The sequence below is a fragment of the Pseudomonas sp. PDM28 genome (genome assembly GCF_019219115.1).
Taxonomy (GTDB): Bacteria; Pseudomonadota; Gammaproteobacteria; order Pseudomonadales; family Pseudomonadaceae; genus Aquipseudomonas; species Aquipseudomonas laurylsulfatiphila.
The window spans coordinates 193,764-218,374 of record NZ_JAHUWG010000004.1; the positions used below are offsets into that span (position 1 = coordinate 193,764).

Consider the following 24,611-nt stretch of genomic DNA (forward strand, 5'->3'; position numbering starts at 1 on the left):
GCGTGAAGACATCCCATGTGGAAAAAATTAGGCAAGATATTCTGCGCAGAAGGGCAGAGCGATTGGTTGCATTCTCACGCGATGATTCCCATTGCTGAGCAAGTGGACGGCGACCTGTATCGCATCTATTTCTCATCGCGTGACAAGCATAATCGCGGACACGGCGGCTTCCTCGAGATCGACATGCAGGACCCGACCAAGGTCTTGCGCGTCCATTCGGATCCGGTCCTCGAACCGGGCGACCTCGGATGTTTCGACGACAGTGGCGCCTTGCCCAATTCGATCGTCAACGTCGGTGGCCGCAAGCTGCTGTACTACACCGGGATCAACCTGGGCGTAACGGTGAAGATCCGCAACTCCATCGGCCTGGCCGAATGGAACGAGGCCACCCAGCGCTTCGAGAGGCTGTTCCGCGGCCCCGTCATCGACCGCACCCGCGATCTTCCTCACTTCGTCGCCACCCCCGAGGTGCAGTTCGAGGCCGGACGATTCAGGGCCTGGTTCACCTCCTGTGTGCGATGGGAGCAAGGCCCTTCGGAAGCGAAGCACTTCTATCATCTCGAGTATGCCGAGTCCGCCGACGGGATTGAGTGGGAGCGCGACGGTACGGTTGCCATCGAGTTCCGTGACGAACACGAGTACGCCCTGGGTGTGCCGCGCGTGCTCAAGGATGCGGACATGTATCGGATGTGGTTCTGCTCCCGAGCCACGCAGGACTGCTCCACCTACCGGATCCGCTACGCGACCTCGTCCGATGGCGTGCAATGGACGCGACACGATGAGCAGGTGGGAATCGACGTATCGGAATCGGGTTGGGATTCGGAGATGATCTGTTACCCGTTCGTCTTCGATCATGGCGGTCGACGCTACATGCTTTATAACGGCAACGGCTATGGCAAGACGGGTTTCGGGATTGCCGTCTGGGGAGATGAGTGATTCTCATGCAGCGCTGGCGGCCCATGATCAGGCCCATTCTGCGTTACGCTGTTGTCGGCGTCGCCTGCAATGCCATCGGTTATGCGGCCTACCTGGCATTGACGTGGCTGGGCATCCCCTTCAAGCTGGCCATGAGCTTCCTGTACGTTCTTGGCATCTGCATCAGCTTCCTGGGCAACCGCAACTGGGCGTTCGAGCATCGCGGCAACGTCGTGGGGACGGCCTGGCGCTTCGGCCTGGCGCACGCAGCCGGCTATGTGCTCAACCTGGCCTTGCTGACGGTGTTCGTCGACAAGCTGGGATATCCTCATCAGTGGGTCCAGGCCGCTGCCATTTTCGTTGTAGGAGGTTTCTTGTTCGTCCTCTTCAAGCTATTCGTCTTTCGTCATAACCAACCGGATGGGAACCAGGCGTGAAGATCTGTTCTGAATGCGAGACGCCGTACGCCTCGGAGCAATGGACATGCGTCCAGTGTGGACATCAGGTGGCTCGAAAGAACGGTTTTGCCGCGTTTGCGCCAGAACTCGAGGACAAGCAGGAGGGCTTCAAGGCCGACTTCTACGAGACCTACGCGCATCTTGAAAGCGACCATTTCTGGTTCCGGGCGCGTGGCAGGTTGATTACATGGGCGCTGACGAAATATGCGCCGCGCATGCGTTCATTTCTGGAAATCGGGTGCGGTACCGGCTTCATTCTGAGTCGGGTCGCCGTGGCGTTTCCGAAGGCCAGGTTGCTTGGCAGCGAGATGTTCTCGACCGGGCTGAAGTTTGCCTCCTCTCGCTTGCCTGGTGCCGAGTTCGTGCAGATGGATGCGCGCGATATCCCTTATATCGACGAGTTCGAAGCGATTGGCGCGTTCGATGTCATCGAGCACATCGAGGCGGATACCGTGGTGCTCCAGCAGATGTACCGTGCCCTGAAGCCCGGGGGAATCATGCTGTTGACCGTGCCCCAGCATCAGTGGCTGTGGAGCCAGGTGGATGAATATTCCTGCCATGTGCGGCGCTACGATGCCGCCGACCTGCATCGCAAGGTGGAGGAGGCGGGATTTTCTGTCGTGCGCAGCACATCGTTCGTCTCGTTACTGCTGCCGGCAATGATGATTTCACGCGGTGCCAAGAAGCAACAGCGGGGCGATACGAGCGAGACCGCCGAATTAGCGGTACCCAAGGCGCTTAATGTGCTGTTTGGTTTCGTGATGTGGCTGGAGTGTTTGCTCATCAAGGTGGGAGTGAGTTTTCCGGTCGGTGCTTCCAGGCTGCTTGTCGCCCGGAAAAAGAGTGGATCTCCCCACTTGGCATAACGACGTGATGTCTAGTTCGACCCGACTAAAATCTGCGTGCGAAGGCCCAAATGGTGGAAGACAAAAAGATCCAGTTCAATCGCCCCTACATGACGGGGAAAGAACTTTATTACATCGCTGAAGCCAAGTTCGGCAACATCCTCGCCGGCGATGGCCCGTTCACCAAACGGTGCCATGAGTGGTTGACCGAACGTACCGGTTCGAGCAAGGCCTTGCTGACCCACTCGTGCACGGCAGCGCTGGAAATGTCCGCGTTGTTGTTGGACATCCAGCCGGGTGACGAGGTCATCATGCCCTCGTTCACGTTCGTCTCCACGGCCAATGCCTTCGTGTTGCGCGGCGGCGTTCCCGTGTTCGTCGATATCCGTCCGGATACCTTGAACCTGGATGAGACGCTGATCGAGACGGCCATCACGCCGCGAACCAAGGCAATCGTGCCGGTTCATTATGCGGGCGTGAGTTGCGAGATGGATACGATCATGGAGATCGCCCGGCGTTACAACCTGAAGGTGGTCGAGGATGCGGCGCAGGGGGTCATGGCCGCTTACAAGGGCCGGGCTCTGGGCAGTATCGGTGACTTCGGTGCCTTCAGCTTCCATGAGACCAAGAACGTCATTTCGGGCGAGGGCGGCGCATTGCTGGTCAATGATCCTGCCTATGTGTTGCGCGCAGAAATCATCCGCGAAAAAGGCACTGACCGTAGTCGTTTCTTCCGCGGCGAGGTCGACAAATACACTTGGCAGGAAGTCGGGTCGTCATTCCTTCCAGGGGACGTGACTGCCGCGTTTCTCTGGGCGCAGTTGGAAGAGGCCGAACACATCACGCAGTCGCGGCTTGCCATCTGGCAGCGGTATCACGAATTGCTGGCACCGCTGGAGACCAGCGGGGCACTGCGCCGCCCTATCGTGCCTGCCGACTGCCAGCACAACGCGCACATGTACTACGTGCTGCTGCCCGCAGACGTACCGCGACAGCCGGTGCTCGATGGCCTCAAGCGAGAGGGCATCAATTCGGTCTTCCATTACGTGCCCCTGCACTCCTCGCCGGCTGGCCAGCGTTACGGCCGTGTCCATGGCGCCATGGACAACACGGTGAACCTCTCGGAACGCTTGCTGCGACTGCCGCTGTGGGTAGGTATGTCGGAGGAACAGCAGGAACGCGTGGTGGACGTCTTGCGGGACCAACTGTGCCGCTGATTCGACAAGCACGCTTGCCGGAGCTTGGCACGATCCCGAGTCCGAGTTTTATCGCAGCAGCTTTCGGCTCGGCGCGTTCTCTATAGCCCAGGAAGGCCAAGCACTCAGCCAGTGTGCGTGGTCTGAAGCGAGTTTCTGCTTCGTTGCACTATCTGGGGAGTCCTTTCGGCGTAAAACCAGCGCGGGAGCCCACCGAGCAGTGCAGCGAGGTTGTTGATCTATATGGTGCCGGCACCAGACGAACGGTATGTTTCGGGGGGCGCGGACTTCGAAGGAGTGGCCGGGAGATAGTGCAGACGATGCTTGAAGTTTCTGGCTTCCTTATTCCAAACACCATTGCTGCTGATGTTTCCAGTCATTTGGAAATCCCATAAGTCTCAAATAACCCAGTTCCTGCTGATCCATGATTTCGGCCAGGCGAAGTTTCCACTGGCTGTCTGGACTGATCAGGTCGGTTAGATAGGCCAGTATCGTCAATACGATGTATAGCCGCTGCTTAGGCTGAGGCCGGTCGGCAGGTGCATTTTGGATGACCCACTCTTTGGGTAAGGCCGGTCGTATCGAGAGCTCTCGGTTCCATAGCCGTGAGTGATGGGCGCAGCAGTTTCGAATGAAAGTCAGGGTGTGTAGCCAGGACGCCAATACATCGAAAGGCAGATTGAATCTGGCGGCGATAGCTTTCTTATCGGCACTTCTGCCTATGGCATTGAAGAGGGTAGATACCGTCCCAAGGCTGAGTTCTTCAAGAACCGCCCAAGCGGGCGGCAGCTCAGGGTGGGCATAGGTGGCTCCGTAGTATCGGAAGTAGTTATCGCGCATGCGGTTTTCGATCCGCTGCTGCTGGAGCCCTTCGGCCTGTCGACCATTTTTTATGCGCTCAATATCACGTCTGAGTTTGTTGCGCTCTTTATTCAATTGCTCCCGCAGTGGGCGCAATAACTCGAGATGCGCGTACGACGAGGAGAAGACTGACGCGTCAGCTATCCAGTCAGGCCCATATTTAGGGCACATGTGATTGCTGATAGTCGCTCGTATGGCGACTTCGACACGTTCGATGGCATCCATGGTTATGCGTCGCAACGAACCATCGAAGCGGTAGATGTCGACAACTGCTTTCAGGGTGCTACCGGGCTTGAAGGTGTGTTCAGGGTCTGGCTGCTGGAAGGGGCGCATATAGGGGCTCAGGCGAAACAGCGTGACCACTTCGAGAAAGCGCATGGCCCGATCGTCGTTGGCGACGTGCAGGCCTCGTTGCTTTAGCAGTTCCAATTGCTGTTCTACGCTGAGGGCCGGCTTGTCGAAGGGCCTCATGTAGTTTTCTCCAGGCAAAAAAACCCGCACGATTTGAGCTTGCTGACTGGGTCAACCTAGGCTTGGCGGGTGTGTTGGGGTGCATTATAGGTAGCTGGAGGGGGTGGTCAACTTCATGCTGAAGTGAAATTGTAACGGGTAGGTGTGCAGGCAGATTTGGGTGGGCAACCGGATCCGCGTTGGGGTCGAAATCTGAAGATCAAAAGATCGCAGCCTTCGGCAACTCCTACAGGGGGGCGGCGGGGTGCTATTTAGGCGTTGGATTTCTGGATGCCAGAAACAACAAAGCCCTCGCATTTCTGCGAGGGCTTCGTTTTGTATGGTGCCGGCACCAGGAATCGAACCCGGGACCTACTGATTACAAGTCAGTTGCTCTACCATCTGAGCTATACCGGCGTGTCAGGGCGACGATTATAGCGATTGGATAGGTTCTGTAAACCCCTGAATTCTGACTATTTTTGCGCGGGCTTCGGGTCAGGCGCGCAGCAGGGTTTTCTTGAGTTTCTGAATGGCTTTCCAGGTTCGACTGTTTTGCATCGCGCGCAGCTGTGCTTCGGCCTGTTCGGCGCGTTGCAGGGCGGCGGCGAGCTGGTGTTCGGCATCGCCGACGGGGTAGCTGAAGTTGTGGCCTTTGCAGAACTGGAATTCGTCCAGGTTGCACGGCGGGATGTCGAAGGCGGGTTTGAGGTTCAGGTGTTCTTCGGCGAGGTAGTAGGTGTTGATGCCGTCGAACAGGATGGACTGGTAGCCGGCGCCAGTGACGAGGGTTTCCCAGGTCTGGTCGCGCTCCCACGGGGTTTCGATGAGGATGACCCACGGCCGCCACCGGGTGAAATCCATGCCGCGAAGGACGGTCTCTTCGTGGCCTTCGACGTCGATCTTCAGGAAGTGGATAGCGCGGTCCTGGGCATGTTCTTCGCAAATGGATGTCAGGGTGCGGGATTGGACGGTTTGGCTGCGCACGTCCATACCGGCGTCTTTGTGCATCTGCGCCATGGCCGGGTCGACAGTCGAGAGGCCGGTGTCGGCGATGCCGTAGAAGGTCAGGCTGTCGGCGCTTTCGCCGGCCACGCATTGCAGGTTGGTGTCCTTGGGGCGTTGCTGGCACAAGGCTTCGTAGTAGTTGGGCATCGGTTCGACGTTGATGCCGGTCCAGCCGTTGTCGTAGAACGCCTTGGTGACCGAGTCATGGGTGGGGTCGTTTGCCCCGACGTCGATGTAGAAGCCGTTCTCGACGGTCTTGAGGGCGCGCCACAGGCGTATGTCTTCGAAATTCTGTGCGTAGGAAATGAACGTCACTGGCGCATCCTGTTGGAGGAATGTTCTTGTTCGTGGCCGCGCTGCCGGCGCCCTTGCATGTGTGTATATCAAGAGTAGTGAAAGGGTGCAATTTCCCCTGTCTGCGGTCCGGGATTAGGCGTTTATGTCGTTTTGGTTAAATGCTTATGCACAATGGCATTGGCGACGCACTGGGTTTAGGCCGATTTTGTGGATCCGTTCTCATTTGTCCGCAAATGCCTGTTTTTTCGATTTTTTATGCGGGTGTACAAAAAATGAACAGTGCTGATTTAGCCCTGAAACAGGCGTAGATATTGGATCCATGATTATTTCATCAACAGAGTTATCCACAGGTCGGGCGTGCTTAAGCGCGTTCGGCCAGGAGCAGGAAATTACGCGGCGTGAGCGGTGTTTCGCAGAACGTACCGACACGGACGCAGTAGCCCTGTTCGGCGAGGAAAAGTGCTCGGTCAAGAACCAGCCAAAGCTCCAGCGGACGTCGGAAAAGTCCGCGTAGCAGCTCGAGGTTGCGCACTTCGGCCAGGCGCTGCCAACCGGCGGCTTCGAGGGCTGGCCAATCTTGCGGGCCGACTGTGGATAACTCTTTGAGTGCGGCCAGGTGATGGCAGTAATCGGAGAAGGGTTTGTCCAGCCAGGCGCTGGGCAGCGAAGGGGTTGGCAGATACTCGTCAATGCCGCGCAGTTGCCGTTGCAGCAAGTCGAAACCCAGGCGCCGGGCCATGGAGGTGTCGCGCTGACGGCGCACGCGGGCGCCAGCGGTGACGGTTTCGCTCATGGGCAACGCGAGGTCGTCGAGGGAAAGCTGTAGGCCGGAGCCTTGGGCGGCCGAGGAAATCGGCGAGTATTGGGCAAGACTGATCCGGTTGTAGCAGCACGGCGCGATGGCGAGCTGTTTGCAGCCTGTGGCGCTGGCGAGTTGAATCAGCCGCACATGCAAATCACCGCAGGCGTGAAGCGCGACGGGCGTGTGGTGCGCACTCAGGAAAGTAGCGGCGTCTGTCGCGAGCACATCCTGTTCAATATGCAACGCATGAAGGTGATGACGCTGGCTGAGTGCCTGGCCGCTCGTTACCAGTGCCGGGTCGTATTCCAGGCAAGTCAGTTGTTGCCCTGGTTGCAGCAGGCGGCGCCCCAAGTGTCCCTTGCCCGAGCACCAGTCCAGCCAATGCTTCGGTGCTTCGGAAAACTGCAATCGACTGGCGAAGGCTTCGATCTGCTGCCATTTGCGCCCCGGAACATCGACGTTCAGTCGATGGCCGGCCGCTTCGAGTGTGTGCGCAGGCAATTCATCCACGGCACTCAAGGCAATGGACATCGATGCCAAGGAAGCAAAGGGTTCCGGCGCATTCAGGAGGGCAGGTTGATTGTGGGCGTTTTCCGCGTCTTTCAACGACCGCTCGCGTAGCCATTCGGCCAGAGCTGGGTAGGACGCTTCCCAGGGAAGCTGCAGATGAGTGAATGGCCGAAGTTTCCACAGTGCCTGATGCTCTGTCAGAAAAGCATCTAGCGCGGTGAAGCGGGCGAGCAAGGCCTCGCCCGTCAACACGCAGCTATCAACGCCCTTGGCAGGCATCGACGCGCAACCAGCGCTCCAGCAGCTTGAAGCCGCGCACCAGCACGTAAGCCATCACCAGGTAGAACATGCCCGCGGCGAAGAAGATCTCCACCGGCAGGTAGGTCCGGGCAATGATGGTGCGGGCCATGCCGGTCAGTTCCAGCAAGGTCACGGTGCTGGCCAGTGCGCTGGCCTTGAGCATCAGGATCACTTCGTTGCTGTAGGCCGGCAGGCCGATGCGCGCGGCGCGTGGCAGCATGATGAAGAACAGCGCTTTTGGCCTGGACATGCCCAGTGCCCGTGCCGCTTCGATCTCGCCCGGTGGAATCGCCTGAATGGCGCCGCGCAGGATTTCCGCAATGTAGGCTGCCGTGTGCAGGGTCATGGTCGCCGTGGCGCACCAGAACGGATCGCGCAGGTACGGCCACATCGAACTGTTACGGATCGCGTCGAACTGCGCCAGGCCGTAGTAGACCAGGAACAGCTGAACCAGCAGCGGCGTGCCCCGGAAAAAGAAGATGTAGCCGTAGGGAAAGGCCCGCACCCACCACAGGCGCGACGAGCGGGCGATGCCCAGCGGAATGGCCAGCAGCAATCCGGCGATCACGGCAATAGCCACCAGTTCCAGGGTCAGGGTCGCGCCCTGGGCCAGTTTCGGCAGCCACTTGATGATGACTTCCCAGTTCATTGGGTGCTCCTCGCGAAGCCGCGGGCGGCGCGTTTTTCCAGGAAGTGCATGCCGGTCATCGCCAGCACCGTCAGGCTCAGGTACATGAGCGCGGCGACCATATAGAAGGTGAACGGCTGTTTGGACACGGTCACGCCGATTTGCGCGTGACGCATGATTTCTTCCAGGCCGATCACCGACACCAGCGCGGTGTCTTTCATCAGGATCATGAACAGGTTGCCCAGGCCGGGCAGGGCGATGCGCCACATCTGCGGCATGATCAGTTTGGTGAAGATGCGCCACTTCGACAGGCCCAGGGCCACGCCGGCTTCACGATGGCCTTTGGGGATGGCGAGGATCGCGCCGCGAAACACTTCCGTGGCGTAGGCGCCGAAGCACAGGCCCAGCGCAATCACGCCAGCGGCGAAGGCGTTGAGTTCGAGGTCGGGGTTGCCGAAGAACTCGCCCAGGGCACGCATCAGGTTGACCGTGCCGAAGTAGATCAACAGTACCCAGAGCAATTCCGGGATGCCGCGAACCAGGGTCGAATAAGTACCGCCAAGCCATTGCAGTGGCTTGTACGGGGAAGTCTTGGCCAAGGCGCCGAGCAGACCGAGCACCAGCCCCAGGCACAGGGCCGAGAGTGCCAGTTTCACAGTCATCAGCGCGCCAGCGGCGAGCGCCGGGCCGAATCCGTAGAGGTCGATAATCATGGATTTCTTTTCAAATCGCGGCAGGCAAGGCCGAGAACCGGCGCCATCAGGCGCCGGTCAGGCAGGTCAGAATCAATAGATGCTGAACGGGAAGTACTTGTCGTTGATCTTCTTGTAGGTGCCGTCAGCGACGATTTCTTTCAGCGCGGTGTTCAGCTTCGCGCGGATCGGATCGTTTTTACGCACGGCAATACCGATCTTGTCGCTTTCTTCCACTGGGTCGCCCTTGAACTCGTAGGCGCGGCCAGCGTCGCTTTTCAGCCACTCGTAGTTGACGTACTTGTCGGCCAGGATGCCGTCCAGGCGGCCGGAAGTCAGGTCGAGGTAGGCGTTTTCCTGGGTGTCGTAGAGCTTGATGGTGATGTCGTCACCATAGTTGTCTTCCAGGAAGGTGCCGGCCAGGGTCGCGCGCTGGGCGCCGATGATCTTGCCTTTGACCGAGGCCTTGTCGGTCTTGAAGTCGACGTCTTTCTTGGCGATGAACTGCAGCTTGTTGGAGTAGTACGGGTCGGTGAAGTCCACCGCTTGCTTGCGCTCGTCGGTGATCGACATCGAGGAGATCAGGAAGTCGAACTTCTTGGCGTTCAGGGCCGGGATGATGCCGTCCCAGTCGGAGGTCACGACGGTGCACTCGACTTTCATCTTGGCGCACAGGGCGTCGCCGATCTCTTTGTCGAAGCCGACGACATTGCCACTGGCATCTTTATTGTTGAACGGCGGGTAAGCCGCTTCGATGCCCATCTTCAGGGTTTCGGCCATGGCACCGGCGCTGAACGCCAGGGTGACGGCGGCAGCCAGGAAGACCTTTTTGTAGTTCTGCATGTGGGTAGCTCCGTTAGCGGTTGCTGGACATGAATTGTTTGCAGCGCGCCGAAAGCGGGTTTTCAAACACCTGCTGTGGCGATCCTTGCTCTTCTACCAGGCCCTGGTGGAGGAACACCACTTCGCTGGAGACCTGACGGGCGAAGCCCATTTCGTGGGTCACGAGCAGCATGGTGCGGCCTTCTTCGGCCAGCGCGCGGATGACATTAAGTACTTCCTGGACCATTTCCGGGTCAAGCGCGGAGGTGGGCTCGTCGAACAGGATGACCTTGGGCTGCATGGCCAGGGTGCGGGCGATGGCCGCGCGTTGTTGCTGGCCGCCGGACAGTTGCGCCGGGTAGGCGTGGCGCTTGTCGGCGATGCCGACCTTGGCCAGCAGGGCTTCGGCGACTTCGATGGCTTCGGCCTTGCTCTGGCCGAGCACGCGGCGCGGGGCTTCGATGATGTTGTCGAGCACGCTCATGTGCGGCCACAGGTTAAAGTTTTGAAATACAAAACCGATTTCGCTGCGCAGGCGATTGATCTGCTTGCCGTCGGCGGCCACCAGTTCGCCGTTCTTCGCAGCCTTGAGCTTGAGTTCTTCGCCGGCCACCAGGATCTGGCCCTGGTGCGGGTTTTCCAACAGGTTGATGCAGCGCAGGAACGTGGACTTGCCGGAGCCGGAGGAACCCAGGATCGAGATCACATCGCCGTCGCGGGCGGTCAGCGAGATGCCTTTGAGCACCTCCAGCGAACCGTAGCGTTTGTGCAAGTTGCGGATTTCAAGCGCGGGCGTGGCCTCAGCCATGTGCGTTCCTCATATATGTTGCGCTCCTGCTCTTGGCGGCCTTCCTGGCGAGGCGGCCAACCTAGCATAGCGTTTCAATGGCAGCCAACAGCGCTACGGACGGTAAACGGCTGGTACGTGGCAGGTTGTCGCATCGGCGCAGCAGACTGTCGCCCCATCAACAACCGAACAGCCGTTTGAACCTTGCCTGTCGATAAAAAGCGCGGTGGCTGCCGCAAAAAAAGGCGCGATGTTGCCAGCTTTGACAGGGTGTTGGAAGCGCTATCCGGCCAAATGCACCGCTTGTGCACTTTTAATGTGCGCGCAGCCATTTTCAGGTGTGTTTCCGGTGCACTGATTCACCACACAAAGTGGGTCGCAGGGTAACGCTCTGGCAAAGTGCCATTAAATTCAATGGGTTGCGATGACTGTCCGGTCGAGGCGAGATCGCCGGGTTAGAGGGTTTTGAAATATTTTGGCGCAATTATTGCGTGCAGAATCCAGAACGCCCTGTTGGCTTCTTTTTACGAGAAGGTCCGCCGAACGGGATGCACGCATTCGCTTTTCCTTACAAAGGTAGTTTCAATGAGCAGTACCCAAAGCTCTAACGGCCTCGAACAGGGGCTCAAACCGCGTCATGTGACCATGCTGTCGATTGCCGGGGTTATCGGCGCCGGCTTGTTCGTCGGCTCGGGTCACGCCATCGCCGCTGCAGGTCCGGCTGTTCTGTTGGCTTACGCCGCCGCCGGCATGTTGGTGGTGCTGGTGATGCGCATGCTCGGCGAAATGGCCGTTGCCTCGCCGGACACCGGTTCGTTTTCGACTTACGCCGACCGCGCGATCGGTCACTGGGCTGGCTTCACCATCGGCTGGTTGTACTGGTGGTTCTGGGTTCTGGTGATCCCGTTGGAAGCCAACGCTGCCGCGACCATCCTGCACGCCTGGTTCCCTGGTGTGGACATCTGGGCCTTCGCCCTGGTCATCACGATGCTGCTGACCGTGACCAATCTGTTCAGCGTGAAGAACTACGGTGAATTCGAGTTCTGGTTCGCCCTGATCAAAGTGTTGGCCATCATCGGTTTCATCATTCTCGGCGTAGCGGCGATCTTCGGCTTCCTGCCGAACAGCCAGGTCAGCGGCGTTTCGCATCTGTTCGACACGCAGGGCTTCCTGCCAAACGGCATGGGCGCGGTACTGGGCGCGATCCTGACCACCATGTTCTCCTTCATGGGCACCGAGATCGTGACCATCGCGGCCGCGGAATCGAAGAACCCTGGCAAGCAAATCTCCAAGGCCACCAACTCGGTGATCTGGCGGATCGGCTTGTTCTACCTCGTGTCGATCTTCATCGTTGTGGCCCTGGTGCCTTGGAACGACCCGGTACTGGCAAGCCTGGGCTCCTACCAGACCGTGCTTGAGCGCATGGGCATTCCGAACGCCAAGATGATTGTCGACATCGTGGTACTGGTTGCTGTGACCAGCTGCCTGAACTCGGCGCTCTACACCTCGTCGCGGATGCTGTTCTCCCTGGGCAAGCGCGGTGATGCACCGGCCATGTCCACGCGCACCAACAAAAGTGGTACGCCTTACTGGGCGGTGATGTTGTCCACTGGTGCTGCCTTCCTGGCCACATTCGCCAACTACGTGGCCCCGGCTGCCGTGTTCGAATTCCTGCTGGCCAGCTCCGGCGCCATCGCGCTGCTGGTGTACCTGGTGATCGCGATTTCGCAACTGCGCATGCGCAAGCAGCGTATGGCCCGTGGTGAGAAAATCGTCTTCAGCATGTGGCTGTTCCCGGGCCTGACCTACGCGGTGATCGTCTTCATCGTTGCGGCCCTGACCATCATGCTGTTCCAGGATGCCCATCGTGTGGAAATCCTCGCGACCGGCTTGCTCAGCGCCCTGGTAGTGGCGGCCGGCTTGCTGGTGGCTCGCCGTCGTCGCAACGAGAGTGGGGTTGCGGCAGTCGCCCGCTGAGTCTTCTGGCTTAAAGCTAACGTTGTTGAAGAAACAAAGAACGGCCTCTGGTAACAGCGGCCGTTCTTTGTATTTTTTAACGTCAGAATGCCTCGCGTTCCTGATCGGCGGGTTGCTCGCGGCCATTCATGCAATCCGAATCGGCCTGATTAGTGTCGTACCAACTGTCCCATATGTCTCCGGTTACGGCGATGTTGTGAGCTTTGCCGGCATTCAGACCGGGCTGTTTAAAGCTGCGTGGCATGACGACCGCCTCAGGCAGCAAGACCGGTTCTTTGTCATCACTCATTCAGCGGATTTCGGTGGTTCCAACATGATTTCAATGGCCTGCCGATAACTGTCCAGAGCAGTACCGAAATCTTTGATGACTTCGGGGTCTTCCAGCCAGCGTTGTGCGGTTTCACGATCAATGCCATCAGCCCACATGCGGTAGTCGATGAGCATGTCGGCAGCCAAATGTGTGGCAGCCATGGACTCGTCCTCGGCATTCTCCAAGTCGAGCAGATCTGGCTCGTCGCTGATTATTGTGCTGAGAGATACCAGCATGCTCACCAGCATGTTGACGCGACCTCTTTCTGCTTCTTCCTCTTGCATATTGCTGAACATGGTCAGGATATTTTCAGCAATCCCGTCTTCTCCTTCGGGCAGTTCATCTGCATCGAAGAGTCTGTCTACTTCAGTCGGATCGTTGATGCCAGCCAAAGGCGGTCGGCCGCTGATTCGGATCTGCTTGGCTTTGGCTTTTGCACGCTTGGCGCGTTTCTGTTGCTTGTTCAGGGAGGCCATGGGAACTCAGTTCGGTTTCTGTTGGGTTTGCGCGGCAATGGCGTCGGACGCCGCCACATAGTCGGCCTGGAAGGCCGGAGATTCGATCCACGCCAGGGCGCCGGCTTCGTCTGTTTCGGTCGACCATTGGCGATATTCGATCAGCGCGGCGAGGATGAAGTCCATCGCGCCTTCTTCGCCTTCCTGCTCGTACACCAGTTCCAGCAACGGGTCTTCGAGGAAGGCCGTGCACATGGCTTGCTGGCTGATCTTTTCGGCGTCGATCATTTTCTTGAACAGTTCGGTCAGGTCTACCGATTCGAAGTCGATGCGATCGTCGTTCGGGTCCAGTTCGACCGGCGCGGCGGCCCGCTGGGTGCGGTTCTGCTTGGCCTTGGCCTTGGCGCGAGAGGCGCGTTTGTGCTGCTTGTTGGCGGAGGCCATGGGCGTCGTTCCGTATTCGTTGAAAGGGCAATTGACTTAGCCGCGTGGCACTCGCCGCCCGGGGGTATCGGGGGCCAGTTCGCCGTTTTGCAGCCAGGCCAATGCAATGGGCCATAGTGTGGCTTGGTATGGGCTGCGAAAAAAGGCGAAATGTCCGACTTCTTCTTCGCCGATGTCTTCAGGGTGGATACGCAGGTGAGCGTTTGTACTGCCGGTGAAGTAGCTGAGCAGGCGTTCGATGGCCGGGACCGTGCCGTAAGGATCATCGCTGATGCTGATGGCCAGGGTTTGTGCGGTGACATCGGCAAAGGGCAGTTGCCCGCTTGTTGTGCTGATCGCGCGGCCGCTGGAGCGTTTTTCGTAACGGGCAGTAGAGAGGCTCCAGTCACGGACCACGCCGGCGGGTGTGTCCTCCAGCCATCCGAGGCGTTTGCCCGGAAAGTAGCCGTAGATCATCGTCACCAGTGGCATCAGCACATGCCACTTGCCAAACATCCGCCAGCGATGGGCGGGCGCATAGTCGCGCCAGTAGGCGAATTGCGCTCCGACCGTCACCAGACGCCGGATCAGGTGCCCGGAGGCCCCCAGGCCCGCTGCACAGCCGCCAAAGCTGTGGCCGACCACATCGATAGGCTGTCCGGGGAACTCACGCTGTGCGCGCTTGAGCATCGCCTCGAAATCCAGCGCTCCCCAATCGGTCCATGAAGCCTTCAGACCCTTGAGCGATGCCGGCCGCGACTCGCCGATGCCACGGTAGTCATAGGTGATGACATCGAAGCCATGGTCGGACAGATAGTCGGCGAAGCGCGAGTAATGACGACAACGAACCGAGGTGGCGGCGTTGATGATCACGACCGGACGAGCGGCATCGTGAGCAGGGTGTCGCCAGGTGAAGCCACCGAGGACAAAACCGTCTGCAGCGGATTCCTTGAATGGTTCGCCGGACGCGACGCACTGCAATGGCAACTCGATTTGAGTCGGGACGAGTGAAAGCGTTTCCTGCAAATTCATCGGCGTCGGACCTTTGCGGGTAGCTGCCAACGATAGTCTTGATGGCGTTGATGAACAATCCATTGGCCTCAACGCAGTGATTGATCGAGCAGTCGTTCTTCAAGAGCCGCCCATTCCCGATCCAGTTCGTTACGGAGCTCCTCTTCACTCGGCAGGACGAGCTTGTACTTGCTGGCGAGCAGTTGTTCGCTTCCTTCCTGCATTGAGTAGCGCACCACGGATTCATCTTTTTGCGCCCGGAGAATGATGCCGACAGTGGGGCCGTCTTCCACGCCGCGTTTGAGGTCGTCGTACATGCGCACGTACATGTCCATCTGCCCCACATCCTGATGGGTCAGTTCACCGCGCTTGATATCGAAGATGACGAAGCACTGGAGCAAGTAGTTGTAGAACACCAGGTCGATGTAGAAGTCTTTGCTGTCGGTACTGATGCGTTGCTGGCGGGCAATGAACGCGAAGCCCTTGTCCAGTTCCAGCAAGAAGCCTTGCAGTTGTTCGATCAACGCTTGATCGATCTCGCTTTCCTGAAGCTTGCCGGCATTGGGTAAACCCAGAAACGCCAGGACCACCGGATCACGGATGAAGTCCCGAGGGCTGGCCTTCATGTTTTGAATGTTGGTGGCGGCCTCCTGCTTGACACTGCCGCGATCGCGGCTCGCCAGCAGGCGTTCGTAGTACAGCGTATTGATCTGGCGTTCCAAGGCGCGGCTTGACCAGTTTTGGGTGGCTGATTCGTTCATGTACCAGAGACGAGCGCTGTCGTTGTCGACTCGAAGCAGGTGGCGATAGTGGGTCCAGCTCAATTCGAGACGCAGTGCGTCGCGAATTGGAAACGCCTGATAAAACTGGCGCATTTTTCGCAGATTGGTTTCGTCAAAGCCTTTCCCGAATTCTGCAGTAAGCCTGTTTGCCAGGGTCGACAATAACTCTTTGCCATATCTCACCCGCCGAGCGCCTTCCTGCTCGAACTCGACGATATGTCGCCCGATCTGCCAACAGGTTTGCACCTGAACGGTATCGACCGCCCGAAGCACCTTCTGGCGTGCCTGGTGGATCGATTTGCCAAGGTTTCCAAGCAGTGAAGCCAGATAGGGATCGTGAGTGTCGTTGGGTGTGAGGGCCGTCATATGAGGTCTTCGCAGCAGATTGGATAGCGAAAGAGCATGACCAGTGAGCCCCCTTCGAAGCTGCCGGGAGTGACTGAAAAACAGGCAGGAATTACCGGGTTCGCTGGCAGGACGTGTCGGACGGTAGGCGAGGGCTGAGGAGTAAATGGTGTAGTACGTTTCGTACTCAGGCCAAATCAATCTAAAACCCCTCCCTGCGACTGGAAATCCAAAGAGTGTAACGATTGGGTTCTGCAGAACCCGGGAGTCGTCATCATGAAGTACCTCCATTCACTCCTGTTGCCACTCACCGCCGTCGGCGTGCTGATGTTTCCATCGATGTCACCCGCCGCCAGCCTTGATCCAGTCGATAGCACTGGCGTGCAGGTGCAGCGCCAGGAGCAAAACGGCATCGCCTACCTGTCCGGCGGTATCGGCGAGGATGAGTCCAGGGCCATCCAGCAGACCACCGGCTATAACCTGCACATGACGTTCTCTGTCGGGACGGAAAATGAATACATTCCTGACGTGAGCGTGGTCATCCAGAAAGCCCCGGGGCAAACCGTGCTGACGCTCAATAACGCCGGCCCGCTGGTTTACGTGAAGCTGCCTGCCGGTAAATACACGGTCATTGCGACGCGCAACGGCGAAACCCGGCAGGACGTTGCCGATGTTGGCAGTGGTGCAGCCCGTAACCTGGTTTTTCACTGGAATGATGCGAGTTAACGAGACGCTCTAAGCCCTGAGTCCTGCGACTCAGGGTTTTTCGTTATTGATGCCCGCGTACGCTTGGATGAGTGCAACGCGTAAAGGGTTGGTTTCTACGCTCAGCAGCTTGATCGCCAACGCGCAGCAGACCACGATCAACATGGGTTTGATCAGCCGTGGTCCGACCCGGACAGCGGCCCGTGCACCCAATTGAGCGCCGATGAAGGCCGCCAAAGCCATGGCTATGGCTACCGGCCAGATAATCACACCTTTGGTGATAAAGACCGACAGAGAGCCGAGATTGCAAGAGGCGTTGGCAAGCTTGGTAAAACTCATGGCCCGCATCATGCCCAGGCCGCAGAGCAGTACAAATCCGACAATGAAGAAAGAGCCCACGCCGGGGCCAAATATACCGTCGTAAAAGCCCAGGATCGGCGCCACGGTAAAGGAAAAGAGCAGCACGCTAATCCTCTTGCGTCGATCTTCGTTGGCCAGCTTTGGAGAAAACGCAAAGTAGATGGCTACCAGAATCAGCATGATAGGCACGCAAACTTCCAGGTAGTGCTTATCAATAGAGCTGACCAGCAAGGCACCACTGGCGCCACCAATAAATCCGCAGATAATCAGGAAACGGCCTTCGCGCCACTCGATCATTCCTTTGCGAGCAAAGGTCACCGTTGCCGAAACAGTGGCCGAAGCGGCCTGGAACTTGTTAGTTGCAATTGCACTGATCGGATCGACACCTGCCAGAAACAATGCAGGCAGGGTGATCAAGCCGCCTCCACCAGCAATCGCATCAAAAAAGCCAGCGCAAAAAGCGACGAGCGCCAACATGCCAATTACATCCAAGGACATTGCATTCTCTCTTTATGGTTATTGGCCAGTCATCACATGACTGGTCGTTCAACAGCCTGATCACATAAGGAATCAGCCCTGCAGCACTAACGGGTCCTCTGAAACAACGATGGGGGTAGAAAATTTTGAAAGTCCGAAAATACGAACCAAGACCCGTCTGTTGTCTTTGATGACATCGCGACAGTGCAGAGCCCGGATGTTATTGATGACTATGGCCGATTCCAGAGTCAGCGTATGTCATCCGTTTCCGTTACAGCATACGGAGCGTTCTGACAGACCCGAGAGACTGTCAGGAATGGGCGAACATAAATACCTGACGCATCTGGGCCTCAACCCCGGCAGGCGTTAAAGGCGCTTGCTGGCATGGCGAAAGGGCGAAAAGGGGGAGGGGGAATTGAAGCTTCGCCTGGCGTTTCGATGGTATCTGGAGCGGTGCCGCATCAAATCCCGGGCCTAAAAAACCCTGAATCCTGCGACTCAGGGTTTTCGATATTGGGTGCCGGTGTTATGCCGGCACAATCACCCTCTATCAGGCAATCAGATCGGCAGTTTGCAGGTTGCTCACCCCCAGCAACTGGATTTCGAACTCAGCGGCAGTGTCGGCGTCGGTGCTGCCGTAGAGAATGCCGCCGGCGAACCGTACCTGCCCCGTGGCATTGCTGCTGAACGCGCTGGAGCCGATGAAGCTGAACGCATCGTTGGCCGCCGTCGCCAGGTTGGCGTCCAGGGTCGACAGGTCGATCTTGTCGCCTTCGCTGGTCTTGAAGTCGCCAATGACATCGCGCAGGGCGGCGCCCAGGCCCATTTCACTCAGGGCATTGAAGTCGAACGTGTCGGCCCCTGCACCGCCATAAAGCTTGTCCAGGCCCGCGCCGCCGATCAACAGGTCGTTGCCGGCTCCACCGGTGAGCGTGTCGTTGCCGGCACCGCCGGTGAGGGTATTGGCAAGCGCATTGCCGGTCAGCGTGTCGTGATAGGCGCTGCCCGTGAGATTTTCGAAGTTCAGCAGTGTGTCTGTACCAGAACCGCCGGTAGCTTGTGCAGTGGTCAGCCCCAGGTTGGCCGTGACCGCCGCCGTGGCGTAGGCATAGGACACGGTATCGATGCCGGCGCCACCATTGAGGACGTTGTTGCCGACCCCGGCGTCGATGATGTTGTTCAGGCTGTTGCCGGTGCCGCTGGCATTGCCGGTCGCCAGCAGGCGCAGGTTCTCGATATTGTCGGTCAGGGTGTAGGCGCCGAGGAAACTGTAGACGCTATCGGTGCCGCCGGTGCTGGCCGTGGCGTTGGTCTCGCTGACGATATCGCCGGCATTGTCGACGTAGTAGCGGTCCGAGCCATCGCCACCGACCATGCGGTCGGCACCGGCAACGCCATTGAGAATGTCGTTGCCGGCACCACCCGTGAGGGTGTTGGCAAGCGCATTACCGGTCAGGGTGTCGTGATAGGCGCTGCCCGTGAGGTTTTCGAAGTTCAACAGGGTGTCTGTGCCGGATCCACCGGTGGCTTGCGCGGTGGTCAGGCTCAGGCTGGCAGTTACCGCCGCCGTGGCATAGGCATAGGACGCGGTATCGATACCGGCGCCGCCATTGAGGATGTTGTTGCCGGCCCCGGCGTCGATGATGTTGTTGAGGCTGTTGCCGGTGCCGTTGGCGGCGCCGGCCGCCAGCAGGCGCAGGTTCTCGACGTTGTCGCCCAGGGTGTAGGCGCCGAGGAAGCTATAGACGCTATCGGTGCCGCCGGTGCTGGCCGTGGCATTGGTTTCGCTGACGATATCGCCGGCATTGTCGACGTAGTAGCGGTCCGAGCCGTCGCCGCCGATCAGGCGGTCGGCACCGGCGCCGCCATCGAGCGAGTCATTGCCTGCACTGCCGTTCAGATGGTCGTTGGCGCGGCCACCTGTAAGCGTGTCGTTGCCCGCGCCGCCGTCGATGATCACGCTGCCGGCGCCGGTCCAGGTCAGGGTGTTGGCCAAGGCATCGCCTGTCAGGCTGGAAACCTTGTTGCCGTTCGCGTCAAAGCGCTGGGTATAAACGTCAACTTGCCCGCTTGCCTTCGAGGACTCCCAGGCAACCACATAGCCGCCATCGGCCAATGCCGTCACCTGGGAGAACAATTGATTGTCGGCGGTCGTGGTATTGATGCGGGTTTCTGTGCCCACCTTGACGCCGCTGGCATTGAAGCGTTGGCAGAAGATGCCATTGACATCACCGGTGCCCTGGCCTGCCCAGGTCACCAGATAACCGCCATCCGTCATGGCGGTGACATTAGGCTCTTCCTGATTGCCTGCGGTGGTGGTGTTGACCCGGGTTTCCACGCCCACTTTTACGCCAGCGGCATTGAAAAGCTGGGAATAGACGTCGGCAGGGGCATCGGTCTCGTCGTCGCCATCACCATCGTCGGGAGCCGATTGCCAGGTGACGACGTAGTTACCGTTACTCAGGACCTTCACGACAGGGTCTGTCTGATCGTCGGCAACCCTGGTGCTGATGCGGACTTCTGCGCCCGACTTACTGCCGTCGGCCTTGAATCGTTGGCCGAAGATGCCGTATGCATCGTCTTTTCCGTTGCCCTCCCAAACCACCATGATGCCGCCATCGGCAAGGTCGGTGACAGTAGGGCCATCCTGGTCGGACAGAGTGGTGGTAGCGACGCGAGTCTCCACCCCGACCTTCGCCCCGCTGGCGTCATAGCGCTGCAGGTAACCGCCCCAACCGCTGCCGTCCTGGCCGAACGAAGCCCAGGTCACCACGAAACCGCCGTCTTTCAGCGAGGTGATCTCCGCGCTGTCCTGCGTGCCGATTCTGGTTGTGTTGACGATGAACTCGCTTCCAACCTTGACGCCATTGGCGTTGTAGACCTGGGCGGCGATGTCGGCCATGTCGTCGAAGGTGTCCGACTTCCAGGCGACCACGTAGCCGCCATTGGCCAATGCGGTAATGGAGGGATCTTCCTGTGCGCTGTTGGTAACGTTGTTGACGAGGGCCGGCCCGCCTACCTTCACACCACTGGCGTTATAGCGCTGGGTGTAGATGTAATCGGTAAAGCTTGTTCCCTGATCGCTCCACGCCACGATGTAACCACCGTCCTTCAGAGCCGTGAGGGAGGGCTCGGAGTTTTTGCCAGTGGTAGTGTTGACGCGGATTTCGCCCAGGGTTGGCATTGCAAATTCCTTTTATGCAAAGAATACGGAAGTGGCTGGCAGTTTACAGGGCAAAACGATGGCGTCAAATTGCCATCATTCGTCGGGCGTATTGGGTGAGGGGTTAAGGCGGGGGTGGAGAGTGACTTGGTCTGGAGGTGGTCCGGCGGCCATCAAATCGCAGGCAATAAAAAACCCCAAGGAATCATCTTCGCTTGGGGTTTTTCGGTATTTTGGTGCCCAGAGACGGAATCGAACCGCCGACACGGGGATTTTCAATCCCCTGCTCTACCGACTGAGCTATCTGGGCAACGGGGCGCATTAAACGGGTTTTTCAGGGGGTCGTCAAGCAAGTTTTCAAAAAAATTTTAATTATTACCGTCGCTTACGTTCCGACCCCCGATAAATCGGGGTTATTCCGACGGCGGTACGTAGCCTTCGGCCTTGGCGTAATCCTCGCCGGAGAAGTACTTGTCCATTTCGCCCTGAAGATATTTGCGATCTTCGGCGTTCATCATGTTCAGGCGTTTTTCGTTGATCAGCAGGGTCTGGTGTTTTTGCCAGTCGGCCCAGGCCTTGGCCGAGACGTGGTCAAAAATGTCCTGGCCTTTGGCGCCCGGGAACGGAGCACGTTCCAGGCCTGGCAATTCTTCTTTGTACTTGCGGCACATGATGGTGCGGGTCATGACGACTCTCCTGCGTTCAATACGGCGGCCGCGCGTTCGAGCAAGGTTTTGACCGGGGCGGCAAGGCCCAGGCGCGGCGGGGTGGCGAGGTTATACCAGAGCCAGTCGGCCTCGGCCACGTGATGGCCGGTCTCCTGGACCTGAACCAGCCAGGGTTCGATGGATAACTGAAAATGGCTGAAGGTGTGCACCAGGCTCGGCAATGCCTGTTGGGTGCCCAGTTCCAGCGAGTGCTGCGTTGCCAGATGAGGCAGGTCGCCGAGGTCGTCGAGCTCCGGCAGGCTCCACAAGCCGCCCCAGAGGCCCGTAGAGGGGCGACGGTAAAGCAGGATGGCGCCTTCGGCGTTGGCCAGCATCGGCATCAGCGTGCGCTTCTGCGGGATGGCCTTGCGCGGCTTGGGGATCGGGTAACGGGTTTCCAGGCCGAGCATGTGCGCCTCGCAGCCTTTTTCCAGTGGGCACAGCAGGCAGCTCGGTTTGCTGCGGGTGCAGAGCGTGGCACCGAGGTCCATCATCGCCTGGGTGTAGGCGTTGACCCGGTCGTGCGGCGTAAAGCGCTCAGCGTTGGCCCAGAGCTGTTTGGCGACCTTCGGCTCGCCCGGGTAGCCCTCTTGCGCGGTAAAGCGCGCCAGGACGCGTTTGACGTTGCCGTCGAGGATCGGCGCGCGCAGGCCCATGCTGATGCTGGCAATGGCGCCAGCGGTGGACAGGCCGATCCCCGGCAGATCCGTGAGCTTTTCCACGTCCCGGGGAAATTCGCCGCCGTACTGCTCGACGACGATCTTCGCGGTCTTCTGCAAATTGCGCGCACGGGTGTAGTAACCCAGGCCGGTCCACAGGTGCAGCACTTCGTCTTCCGGTGCCGCCGCCAGAGCTTCGACCGTTGGCAACGAGGCCATGAAGCGGTCGAAGTAGTTCAGCACGGTGCTGACCTGGGTCTGCTGCAGCATGATTTCCGAGACCCATACCCGATACGGGTTGATGTCCTGCTGCCAAGGCAAATCGTGACGGCCGTGGCGGTCGAACCAGTCCAGCACCGCCGTTGAAAACTGCTCGGCTCTCATCGCTTGAACAGGTCCTTGAGCGCGTCTTTCAGTTTCGGGTCGACTTTGTCGCCCCATTTTTCGTCGATTTTTTCGCTGATCCTCTCGCCAGCCAACTTGGTCGCGACCTGGCTCATGCGGTCGTTATCCAAGCGGCAAGCCTTGGCGCCCAGCTCCAGCGGGCCACGACAGCGCAGCGGCCACTCGATGCCGACAAACTTTTCGCCGACCTGACAGGCCGGGTCCGGCATGGCGCTGGTATCGCCTTCGACGATGATGCCGACACGGTAGTCCATGCCCAGCACGCGCAGATCGATGTCACCGTCACCTTTGACGGTCATGCCCGGGATGCGCACTTTCAGGTCCGGGTTGCTGGCTACGCCGTTACGCAAGGTCAGGTTGCCCTTGAGCTCCTGGAACGGAGTGTCCTTGCCGCGTGGCTCGCCGCTGAGGGTTTTGCGGTTGAGCGTGGCGATGCCTTTGCACAGCTGTTGCTCAAGGTTGGCGTTGAGCAGCACGCCATTGTTGATGACGAAACTGGCGTTGCCGTTGAGGGTTTCGATCAGCGCCTTCTGGCTGTTGCCGTTGCCGGTCAGGTTGCTGTTGAGCGTGACCAGGCCCTTGACCGGGGGATTCTTGCCCTGGCTTTCGAGGATTTTTTCCGCTGGTACCCGGCTGATCTTCGTCTGCAGATTTAGCGCCGGCACTGGCTGGCGCACATCCAGCGTGCCGGTGGTTTCGAAGTTGCCCTCGTACAGGTCGCCGCGCAGGTTGGCCAGCGTCAGCAGGCCGCCCTGGCCGGTGGCCTTGAGCGCAGCGTTATGGATCGGCAGTTTTTGCAGGGTCAACTGACCGAAGGTCAGGTCGGCGTCCACATCGAGCTTGCTCAAGCGTTCCACTGGCAACAGGCGCTCGCTGCTCCACGCGTCCTTGGTCGGCGCGGGTGGCAACGGCGTGCTGCCGGCGCCGGCCATGGCATCGGCTTCGGTGCTGGCGACTTCGGCCTGGCGCACTTGCGTCGCGCTATTGGCCTCGGCGGATTTCGGCGGCAGGTAACGGTCGACGTTGAAGGTGTCGGCCTTGAGCACGGCACGCAGCGATTGCTTGGCGAAGTCTTCGACGGCAATGCGGCCGCTGAAGGTGCTGTCGTCGACTTTCAGGTTGAGGTCGTCGAGCGCCAGGCTGGTCGGTGTTGCGGCCAACCGGCTGACCAGCTCGACTTTGCTCAGGCTGCCTTCGGCCATGGCCGGGAGTTTCTGGCCGATGCTGTCGACGAATTTCGCCAGGTCGAACTGGGCAATCGAGATGCCGCCACTGACCTGTGGGGTCTTGTCCAGATCGTTGACCTTCAGTTCACCCAGTGCCCGCAACTGGTTGGCGGAGACCTTGATGCCGGTCCACTCGGCCACATTGGCGGCCTTGTCCAGCACCAACTGGCCCTGGGCGGAGAACGTCACGGCCTTGCCTTGCAAGGGGTCGCCGGTCACTTCACCCGACAGCCTCATGTCTTCGAACTGATAGCGCTGCAGCGCACGTGCGATGCGCAACTCACCGTTGAGTTCGGTGCGCACCCGCAGTGCCGGCTGGTTGGCTGACAGGAAAGCCGTGAGTTTGAGCGGGATGTTGACGGAGTCGTGGACCGCGCCGGTGCTCAACTGAATGCTTTCGGCACTGAAGCTCTTGCCGGTTCGTTCGTCGGTGTATTCGACCCGTGCGTTGTTCACGGTCAGGCTGTCGATGTCCAGGCGTATCGGCTGAGGCGGTTTTTCCGCCACGGTGCCGGTTTCGGGCGCGGGTTCGGTAGCGGCTGGCGGGGTGCCGGTCGCGTCGGTGCCGGCCGTTGCAGGCAGCTTGCCGATGTCCTCCCAGTTGCCATGGCCCTCCTTGTCGCGGTTCAGGCGCAGGTTCAGGCCTTCGACGCGTACGTCGCTCATCTGCACTTCACGGCGCAGCAGCGGCAGTACGCGCACCGACAGGCCGAGCATCTGCAAGTCGGCGTACGGCTCGGTCGGTTTGACCATGGTCGCGACACTGGCGTCGTGCAGCTCCAGGCCCAGCCACGGGAACAGGCTCCAGCCGATATCGCCATTGAGCGTCAGCTCGATGTGGGCTTTGTCGCGGGCAATCTGGCGAATCTCGTCTTTGTAGTCGTTGGGATCGAAGAGGTGGGTCAGGGCAAAGCCCAGCGCCACAATGATCAGCAACAGCCCGAGAAGTACCAGACCCAGGATTTTGCCGAACGCTTTCATGGGCGAGTCCTTGTAATTAGTCGAATTCAAAATTTAGCCGGGGAGTATAGCGCCCCG

Annotated in this window: 22 protein-coding genes, 2 tRNA genes and 2 pseudogenes; 6 read left to right on the forward strand and 20 right to left on the reverse strand. The window is 59.1% G+C overall.

Annotated elements, in window-relative coordinates:
• The first annotated feature begins 15 nt into the window (after positions 1-15).
• The 4 genes from KW841_RS10250 (at position 16) to rffA (ending at position 3,435) form a co-directional block, all read left to right on the forward strand.
• The gene (locus KW841_RS10250; RefSeq protein WP_218475729.1) at positions 16-936 is read left to right on the forward strand and encodes a hypothetical protein; all 921 of its coding nucleotides are present in this window, start codon (positions 16-18) and stop codon (positions 934-936) included.
• A gap of 23 nt (positions 937-959) precedes the next feature.
• The gene (locus KW841_RS10255) at positions 960-1,352 is read left to right on the forward strand and encodes a GtrA family protein (protein ID WP_240629032.1); all 393 of its coding nucleotides are present in this window, start codon (positions 960-962) and stop codon (positions 1,350-1,352) included.
• A 68-nt stretch (positions 1,353-1,420) separates the two neighbouring features.
• Entirely contained in the window at positions 1,421-2,239 is an 819-nt protein-coding gene (locus KW841_RS10260; RefSeq protein WP_371319503.1) for a trans-aconitate 2-methyltransferase, read from the forward strand.
• A 50-nt stretch (positions 2,240-2,289) separates the two neighbouring features.
• Positions 2,290-3,435, forward strand: a complete 1,146-nt coding sequence (gene rffA, locus KW841_RS10265; RefSeq protein WP_256357771.1) for a dTDP-4-amino-4,6-dideoxygalactose transaminase — start codon at positions 2,290-2,292, stop codon at positions 3,433-3,435.
• Positions 3,436-3,756: 321 nt separating this feature from the next.
• On the opposite strand, the gene KW841_RS10270 is transcribed toward rffA, so the two are convergent.
• From KW841_RS10270 to KW841_RS10305, 8 genes are all read right to left on the reverse strand, one after another.
• A complete protein-coding gene (locus KW841_RS10270) occupies positions 3,757-4,746 on the reverse strand; it encodes an Abi family protein (protein ID WP_218475731.1) in 990 nt (329 codons plus the stop codon).
• Between the two features lie 320 nt (positions 4,747-5,066).
• A tRNA-Thr gene (locus KW841_RS10275) sits at positions 5,067-5,142 on the reverse strand.
• A 78-nt stretch (positions 5,143-5,220) separates the two neighbouring features.
• Entirely contained in the window at positions 5,221-6,045 is an 825-nt protein-coding gene (locus KW841_RS10280; protein ID WP_218475733.1) for an FkbM family methyltransferase, read from the reverse strand.
• A gap of 343 nt (positions 6,046-6,388) precedes the next feature.
• Positions 6,389-7,618, reverse strand: a complete 1,230-nt coding sequence (locus KW841_RS10285; protein WP_218475735.1) for a methyltransferase — start codon at positions 7,616-7,618, stop codon at positions 6,389-6,391.
• Positions 7,599-8,288 (reverse strand): ABC transporter permease, encoded by a 690-nt coding sequence (locus KW841_RS10290; protein ID WP_104451168.1) that lies wholly within the window; start codon positions 8,286-8,288, stop codon positions 7,599-7,601. Before KW841_RS10290 ends, KW841_RS10285 begins: the two co-directional genes overlap by 20 nt.
• Positions 8,285-8,980: an ABC transporter permease gene (locus KW841_RS10295; RefSeq protein WP_218475737.1), complete on the reverse strand. Its 696-nt coding sequence runs from the start codon at positions 8,978-8,980 to the stop codon at positions 8,285-8,287. The genes KW841_RS10290 and KW841_RS10295 overlap by 4 nt, the downstream gene beginning before the upstream one ends.
• A gap of 72 nt (positions 8,981-9,052) precedes the next feature.
• Complete coding sequence (locus KW841_RS10300) at positions 9,053-9,802, reverse strand: ABC transporter substrate-binding protein (RefSeq protein ID WP_007972785.1); 750 nt, start codon at positions 9,800-9,802, stop codon at positions 9,053-9,055.
• A 13-nt stretch (positions 9,803-9,815) separates the two neighbouring features.
• Complete coding sequence (locus KW841_RS10305) at positions 9,816-10,589, reverse strand: ABC transporter ATP-binding protein (RefSeq protein ID WP_007972784.1); 774 nt, start codon at positions 10,587-10,589, stop codon at positions 9,816-9,818.
• 564 nt (positions 10,590-11,153) lie between these two features.
• Here KW841_RS10305 and gabP point away from each other — a divergent pair.
• A complete protein-coding gene (gene gabP / locus KW841_RS10310) occupies positions 11,154-12,545 on the forward strand; it encodes a GABA permease (protein WP_102673925.1) in 1,392 nt (463 codons plus the stop codon).
• Between the two features lie 82 nt (positions 12,546-12,627).
• Here the strand turns inward: gabP and KW841_RS10315 are convergent, their stop codons facing one another.
• The 5 genes from KW841_RS10315 to KW841_RS10335 form a co-directional block, all read right to left on the reverse strand.
• Complete coding sequence (locus KW841_RS10315) at positions 12,628-12,834, reverse strand: hypothetical protein (RefSeq protein WP_007972782.1); 207 nt, start codon at positions 12,832-12,834, stop codon at positions 12,628-12,630.
• The gene (locus tag KW841_RS10320) at positions 12,831-13,331 is read right to left on the reverse strand and encodes a hypothetical protein (RefSeq protein ID WP_007972781.1); all 501 of its coding nucleotides are present in this window, start codon (positions 13,329-13,331) and stop codon (positions 12,831-12,833) included. Before KW841_RS10320 ends, KW841_RS10315 begins: the two co-directional genes overlap by 4 nt.
• Positions 13,332-13,337: 6 nt before the next feature.
• Entirely contained in the window at positions 13,338-13,754 is a 417-nt protein-coding gene (locus KW841_RS10325; RefSeq protein WP_008018998.1) for a hypothetical protein, read from the reverse strand.
• 36 nt (positions 13,755-13,790) lie between these two features.
• On the reverse strand, positions 13,791-14,765 hold the full coding sequence (locus KW841_RS10330; protein ID WP_218475740.1) for an alpha/beta fold hydrolase: 975 nt from the start codon (positions 14,763-14,765) through the stop codon (positions 13,791-13,793).
• A gap of 68 nt (positions 14,766-14,833) precedes the next feature.
• The gene (locus tag KW841_RS10335; protein WP_218476198.1) at positions 14,834-15,892 is read right to left on the reverse strand and encodes a YhcG family protein; all 1,059 of its coding nucleotides are present in this window, start codon (positions 15,890-15,892) and stop codon (positions 14,834-14,836) included.
• Positions 15,893-16,147: 255 nt separating this feature from the next.
• Here KW841_RS10335 and KW841_RS10340 point away from each other — a divergent pair, with 255 nt between their 5' ends.
• Positions 16,148-16,597, forward strand: a complete 450-nt coding sequence (locus tag KW841_RS10340) for a carboxypeptidase regulatory-like domain-containing protein (RefSeq protein ID WP_218475742.1) — start codon at positions 16,148-16,150, stop codon at positions 16,595-16,597.
• 30 nt (positions 16,598-16,627) lie between these two features.
• On the opposite strand, the gene KW841_RS10345 is transcribed toward KW841_RS10340, so the two are convergent.
• From KW841_RS10345 to KW841_RS10370, 7 genes and pseudogenes are all read right to left on the reverse strand, one after another.
• The gene (locus KW841_RS10345; protein ID WP_218475744.1) at positions 16,628-17,434 is read right to left on the reverse strand and encodes a TSUP family transporter; all 807 of its coding nucleotides are present in this window, start codon (positions 17,432-17,434) and stop codon (positions 16,628-16,630) included.
• A gap of 529 nt (positions 17,435-17,963) precedes the next feature.
• Positions 17,964-18,866 (reverse strand): annotated as a pseudogene (locus tag KW841_RS30015) (type I secretion C-terminal target domain-containing protein); the annotation flags it as partial.
• A gap of 378 nt (positions 18,867-19,244) precedes the next feature.
• Positions 19,245-20,597 (reverse strand): annotated as a pseudogene (locus tag KW841_RS30020) (hypothetical protein); the annotation flags it as partial.
• A 213-nt stretch (positions 20,598-20,810) separates the two neighbouring features.
• A tRNA-Phe gene (locus KW841_RS10355) sits at positions 20,811-20,886 on the reverse strand.
• A 103-nt stretch (positions 20,887-20,989) separates the two neighbouring features.
• Complete coding sequence (locus KW841_RS10360) at positions 20,990-21,262, reverse strand: oxidative damage protection protein (protein WP_007972770.1); 273 nt, start codon at positions 21,260-21,262, stop codon at positions 20,990-20,992.
• Complete coding sequence (mutY, locus tag KW841_RS10365; RefSeq protein WP_218475746.1) at positions 21,259-22,326, reverse strand: A/G-specific adenine glycosylase; 1,068 nt, start codon at positions 22,324-22,326, stop codon at positions 21,259-21,261. The genes KW841_RS10360 and mutY overlap by 4 nt, the downstream gene beginning before the upstream one ends.
• A complete protein-coding gene (locus KW841_RS10370) occupies positions 22,323-24,554 on the reverse strand; it encodes an AsmA family protein (RefSeq protein ID WP_218475748.1) in 2,232 nt (743 codons plus the stop codon). The genes mutY and KW841_RS10370 overlap by 4 nt, the downstream gene beginning before the upstream one ends.
• Positions 24,555-24,611 lie beyond the last annotated feature (57 nt).

Excerpts from the sequence above, each read along its gene's own strand:
- mutY (WP_218475746.1), bottom strand. The coding sequence starts at position 22,326 with ATGAGAGCCGAGCAGTTTTCAACGGCGGTGCTGGACTGGTTCGACCGC.
- KW841_RS10325 (WP_008018998.1), bottom strand. The coding sequence starts at position 13,754 with ATGGCCTCCGCCAACAAGCAGCACAAACGCGCCTCTCGCGCCAAGGCC.
- KW841_RS10360 (WP_007972770.1), bottom strand. The coding sequence starts at position 21,262 with ATGACCCGCACCATCATGTGCCGCAAGTACAAAGAAGAATTGCCAGGC.
- KW841_RS10250 (WP_218475729.1), top strand. The coding sequence starts at position 16 with ATGTGGAAAAAATTAGGCAAGATATTCTGCGCAGAAGGGCAGAGCGAT.
- KW841_RS10345 (WP_218475744.1), bottom strand. The coding sequence starts at position 17,434 with ATGTCCTTGGATGTAATTGGCATGTTGGCGCTCGTCGCTTTTTGCGCT.
- KW841_RS10330 (WP_218475740.1), bottom strand. The coding sequence starts at position 14,765 with ATGAATTTGCAGGAAACGCTTTCACTCGTCCCGACTCAAATCGAGTTG.
- rffA (WP_256357771.1), top strand. The coding sequence starts at position 2,290 with ATGGTGGAAGACAAAAAGATCCAGTTCAATCGCCCCTACATGACGGGG.
- KW841_RS10270 (WP_218475731.1), bottom strand. The coding sequence starts at position 4,746 with ATGAGGCCCTTCGACAAGCCGGCCCTCAGCGTAGAACAGCAATTGGAA.
- KW841_RS10320 (WP_007972781.1), bottom strand. The coding sequence starts at position 13,331 with ATGGCCTCCCTGAACAAGCAACAGAAACGCGCCAAGCGTGCAAAAGCC.
- KW841_RS10300 (WP_007972785.1), bottom strand. The coding sequence starts at position 9,802 with ATGCAGAACTACAAAAAGGTCTTCCTGGCTGCCGCCGTCACCCTGGCG.
- KW841_RS10290 (WP_104451168.1), bottom strand. The coding sequence starts at position 8,288 with ATGAACTGGGAAGTCATCATCAAGTGGCTGCCGAAACTGGCCCAGGGC.
- KW841_RS10340 (WP_218475742.1), top strand. The coding sequence starts at position 16,148 with ATGAAGTACCTCCATTCACTCCTGTTGCCACTCACCGCCGTCGGCGTG.
- KW841_RS10295 (WP_218475737.1), bottom strand. The coding sequence starts at position 8,980 with ATGATTATCGACCTCTACGGATTCGGCCCGGCGCTCGCCGCTGGCGCG.
- KW841_RS10285 (WP_218475735.1), bottom strand. The coding sequence starts at position 7,618 with ATGCCTGCCAAGGGCGTTGATAGCTGCGTGTTGACGGGCGAGGCCTTG.
- KW841_RS10370 (WP_218475748.1), bottom strand. The coding sequence starts at position 24,554 with ATGAAAGCGTTCGGCAAAATCCTGGGTCTGGTACTTCTCGGGCTGTTG.
- KW841_RS10315 (WP_007972782.1), bottom strand. The coding sequence starts at position 12,834 with ATGAGTGATGACAAAGAACCGGTCTTGCTGCCTGAGGCGGTCGTCATG.
- KW841_RS10305 (WP_007972784.1), bottom strand. The coding sequence starts at position 10,589 with ATGGCTGAGGCCACGCCCGCGCTTGAAATCCGCAACTTGCACAAACGC.
- KW841_RS10335 (WP_218476198.1), bottom strand. The coding sequence starts at position 15,892 with ATGACGGCCCTCACACCCAACGACACTCACGATCCCTATCTGGCTTCA.
- gabP (WP_102673925.1), top strand. The coding sequence starts at position 11,154 with ATGAGCAGTACCCAAAGCTCTAACGGCCTCGAACAGGGGCTCAAACCG.
- KW841_RS10255 (WP_240629032.1), top strand. The coding sequence starts at position 960 with ATGATCAGGCCCATTCTGCGTTACGCTGTTGTCGGCGTCGCCTGCAAT.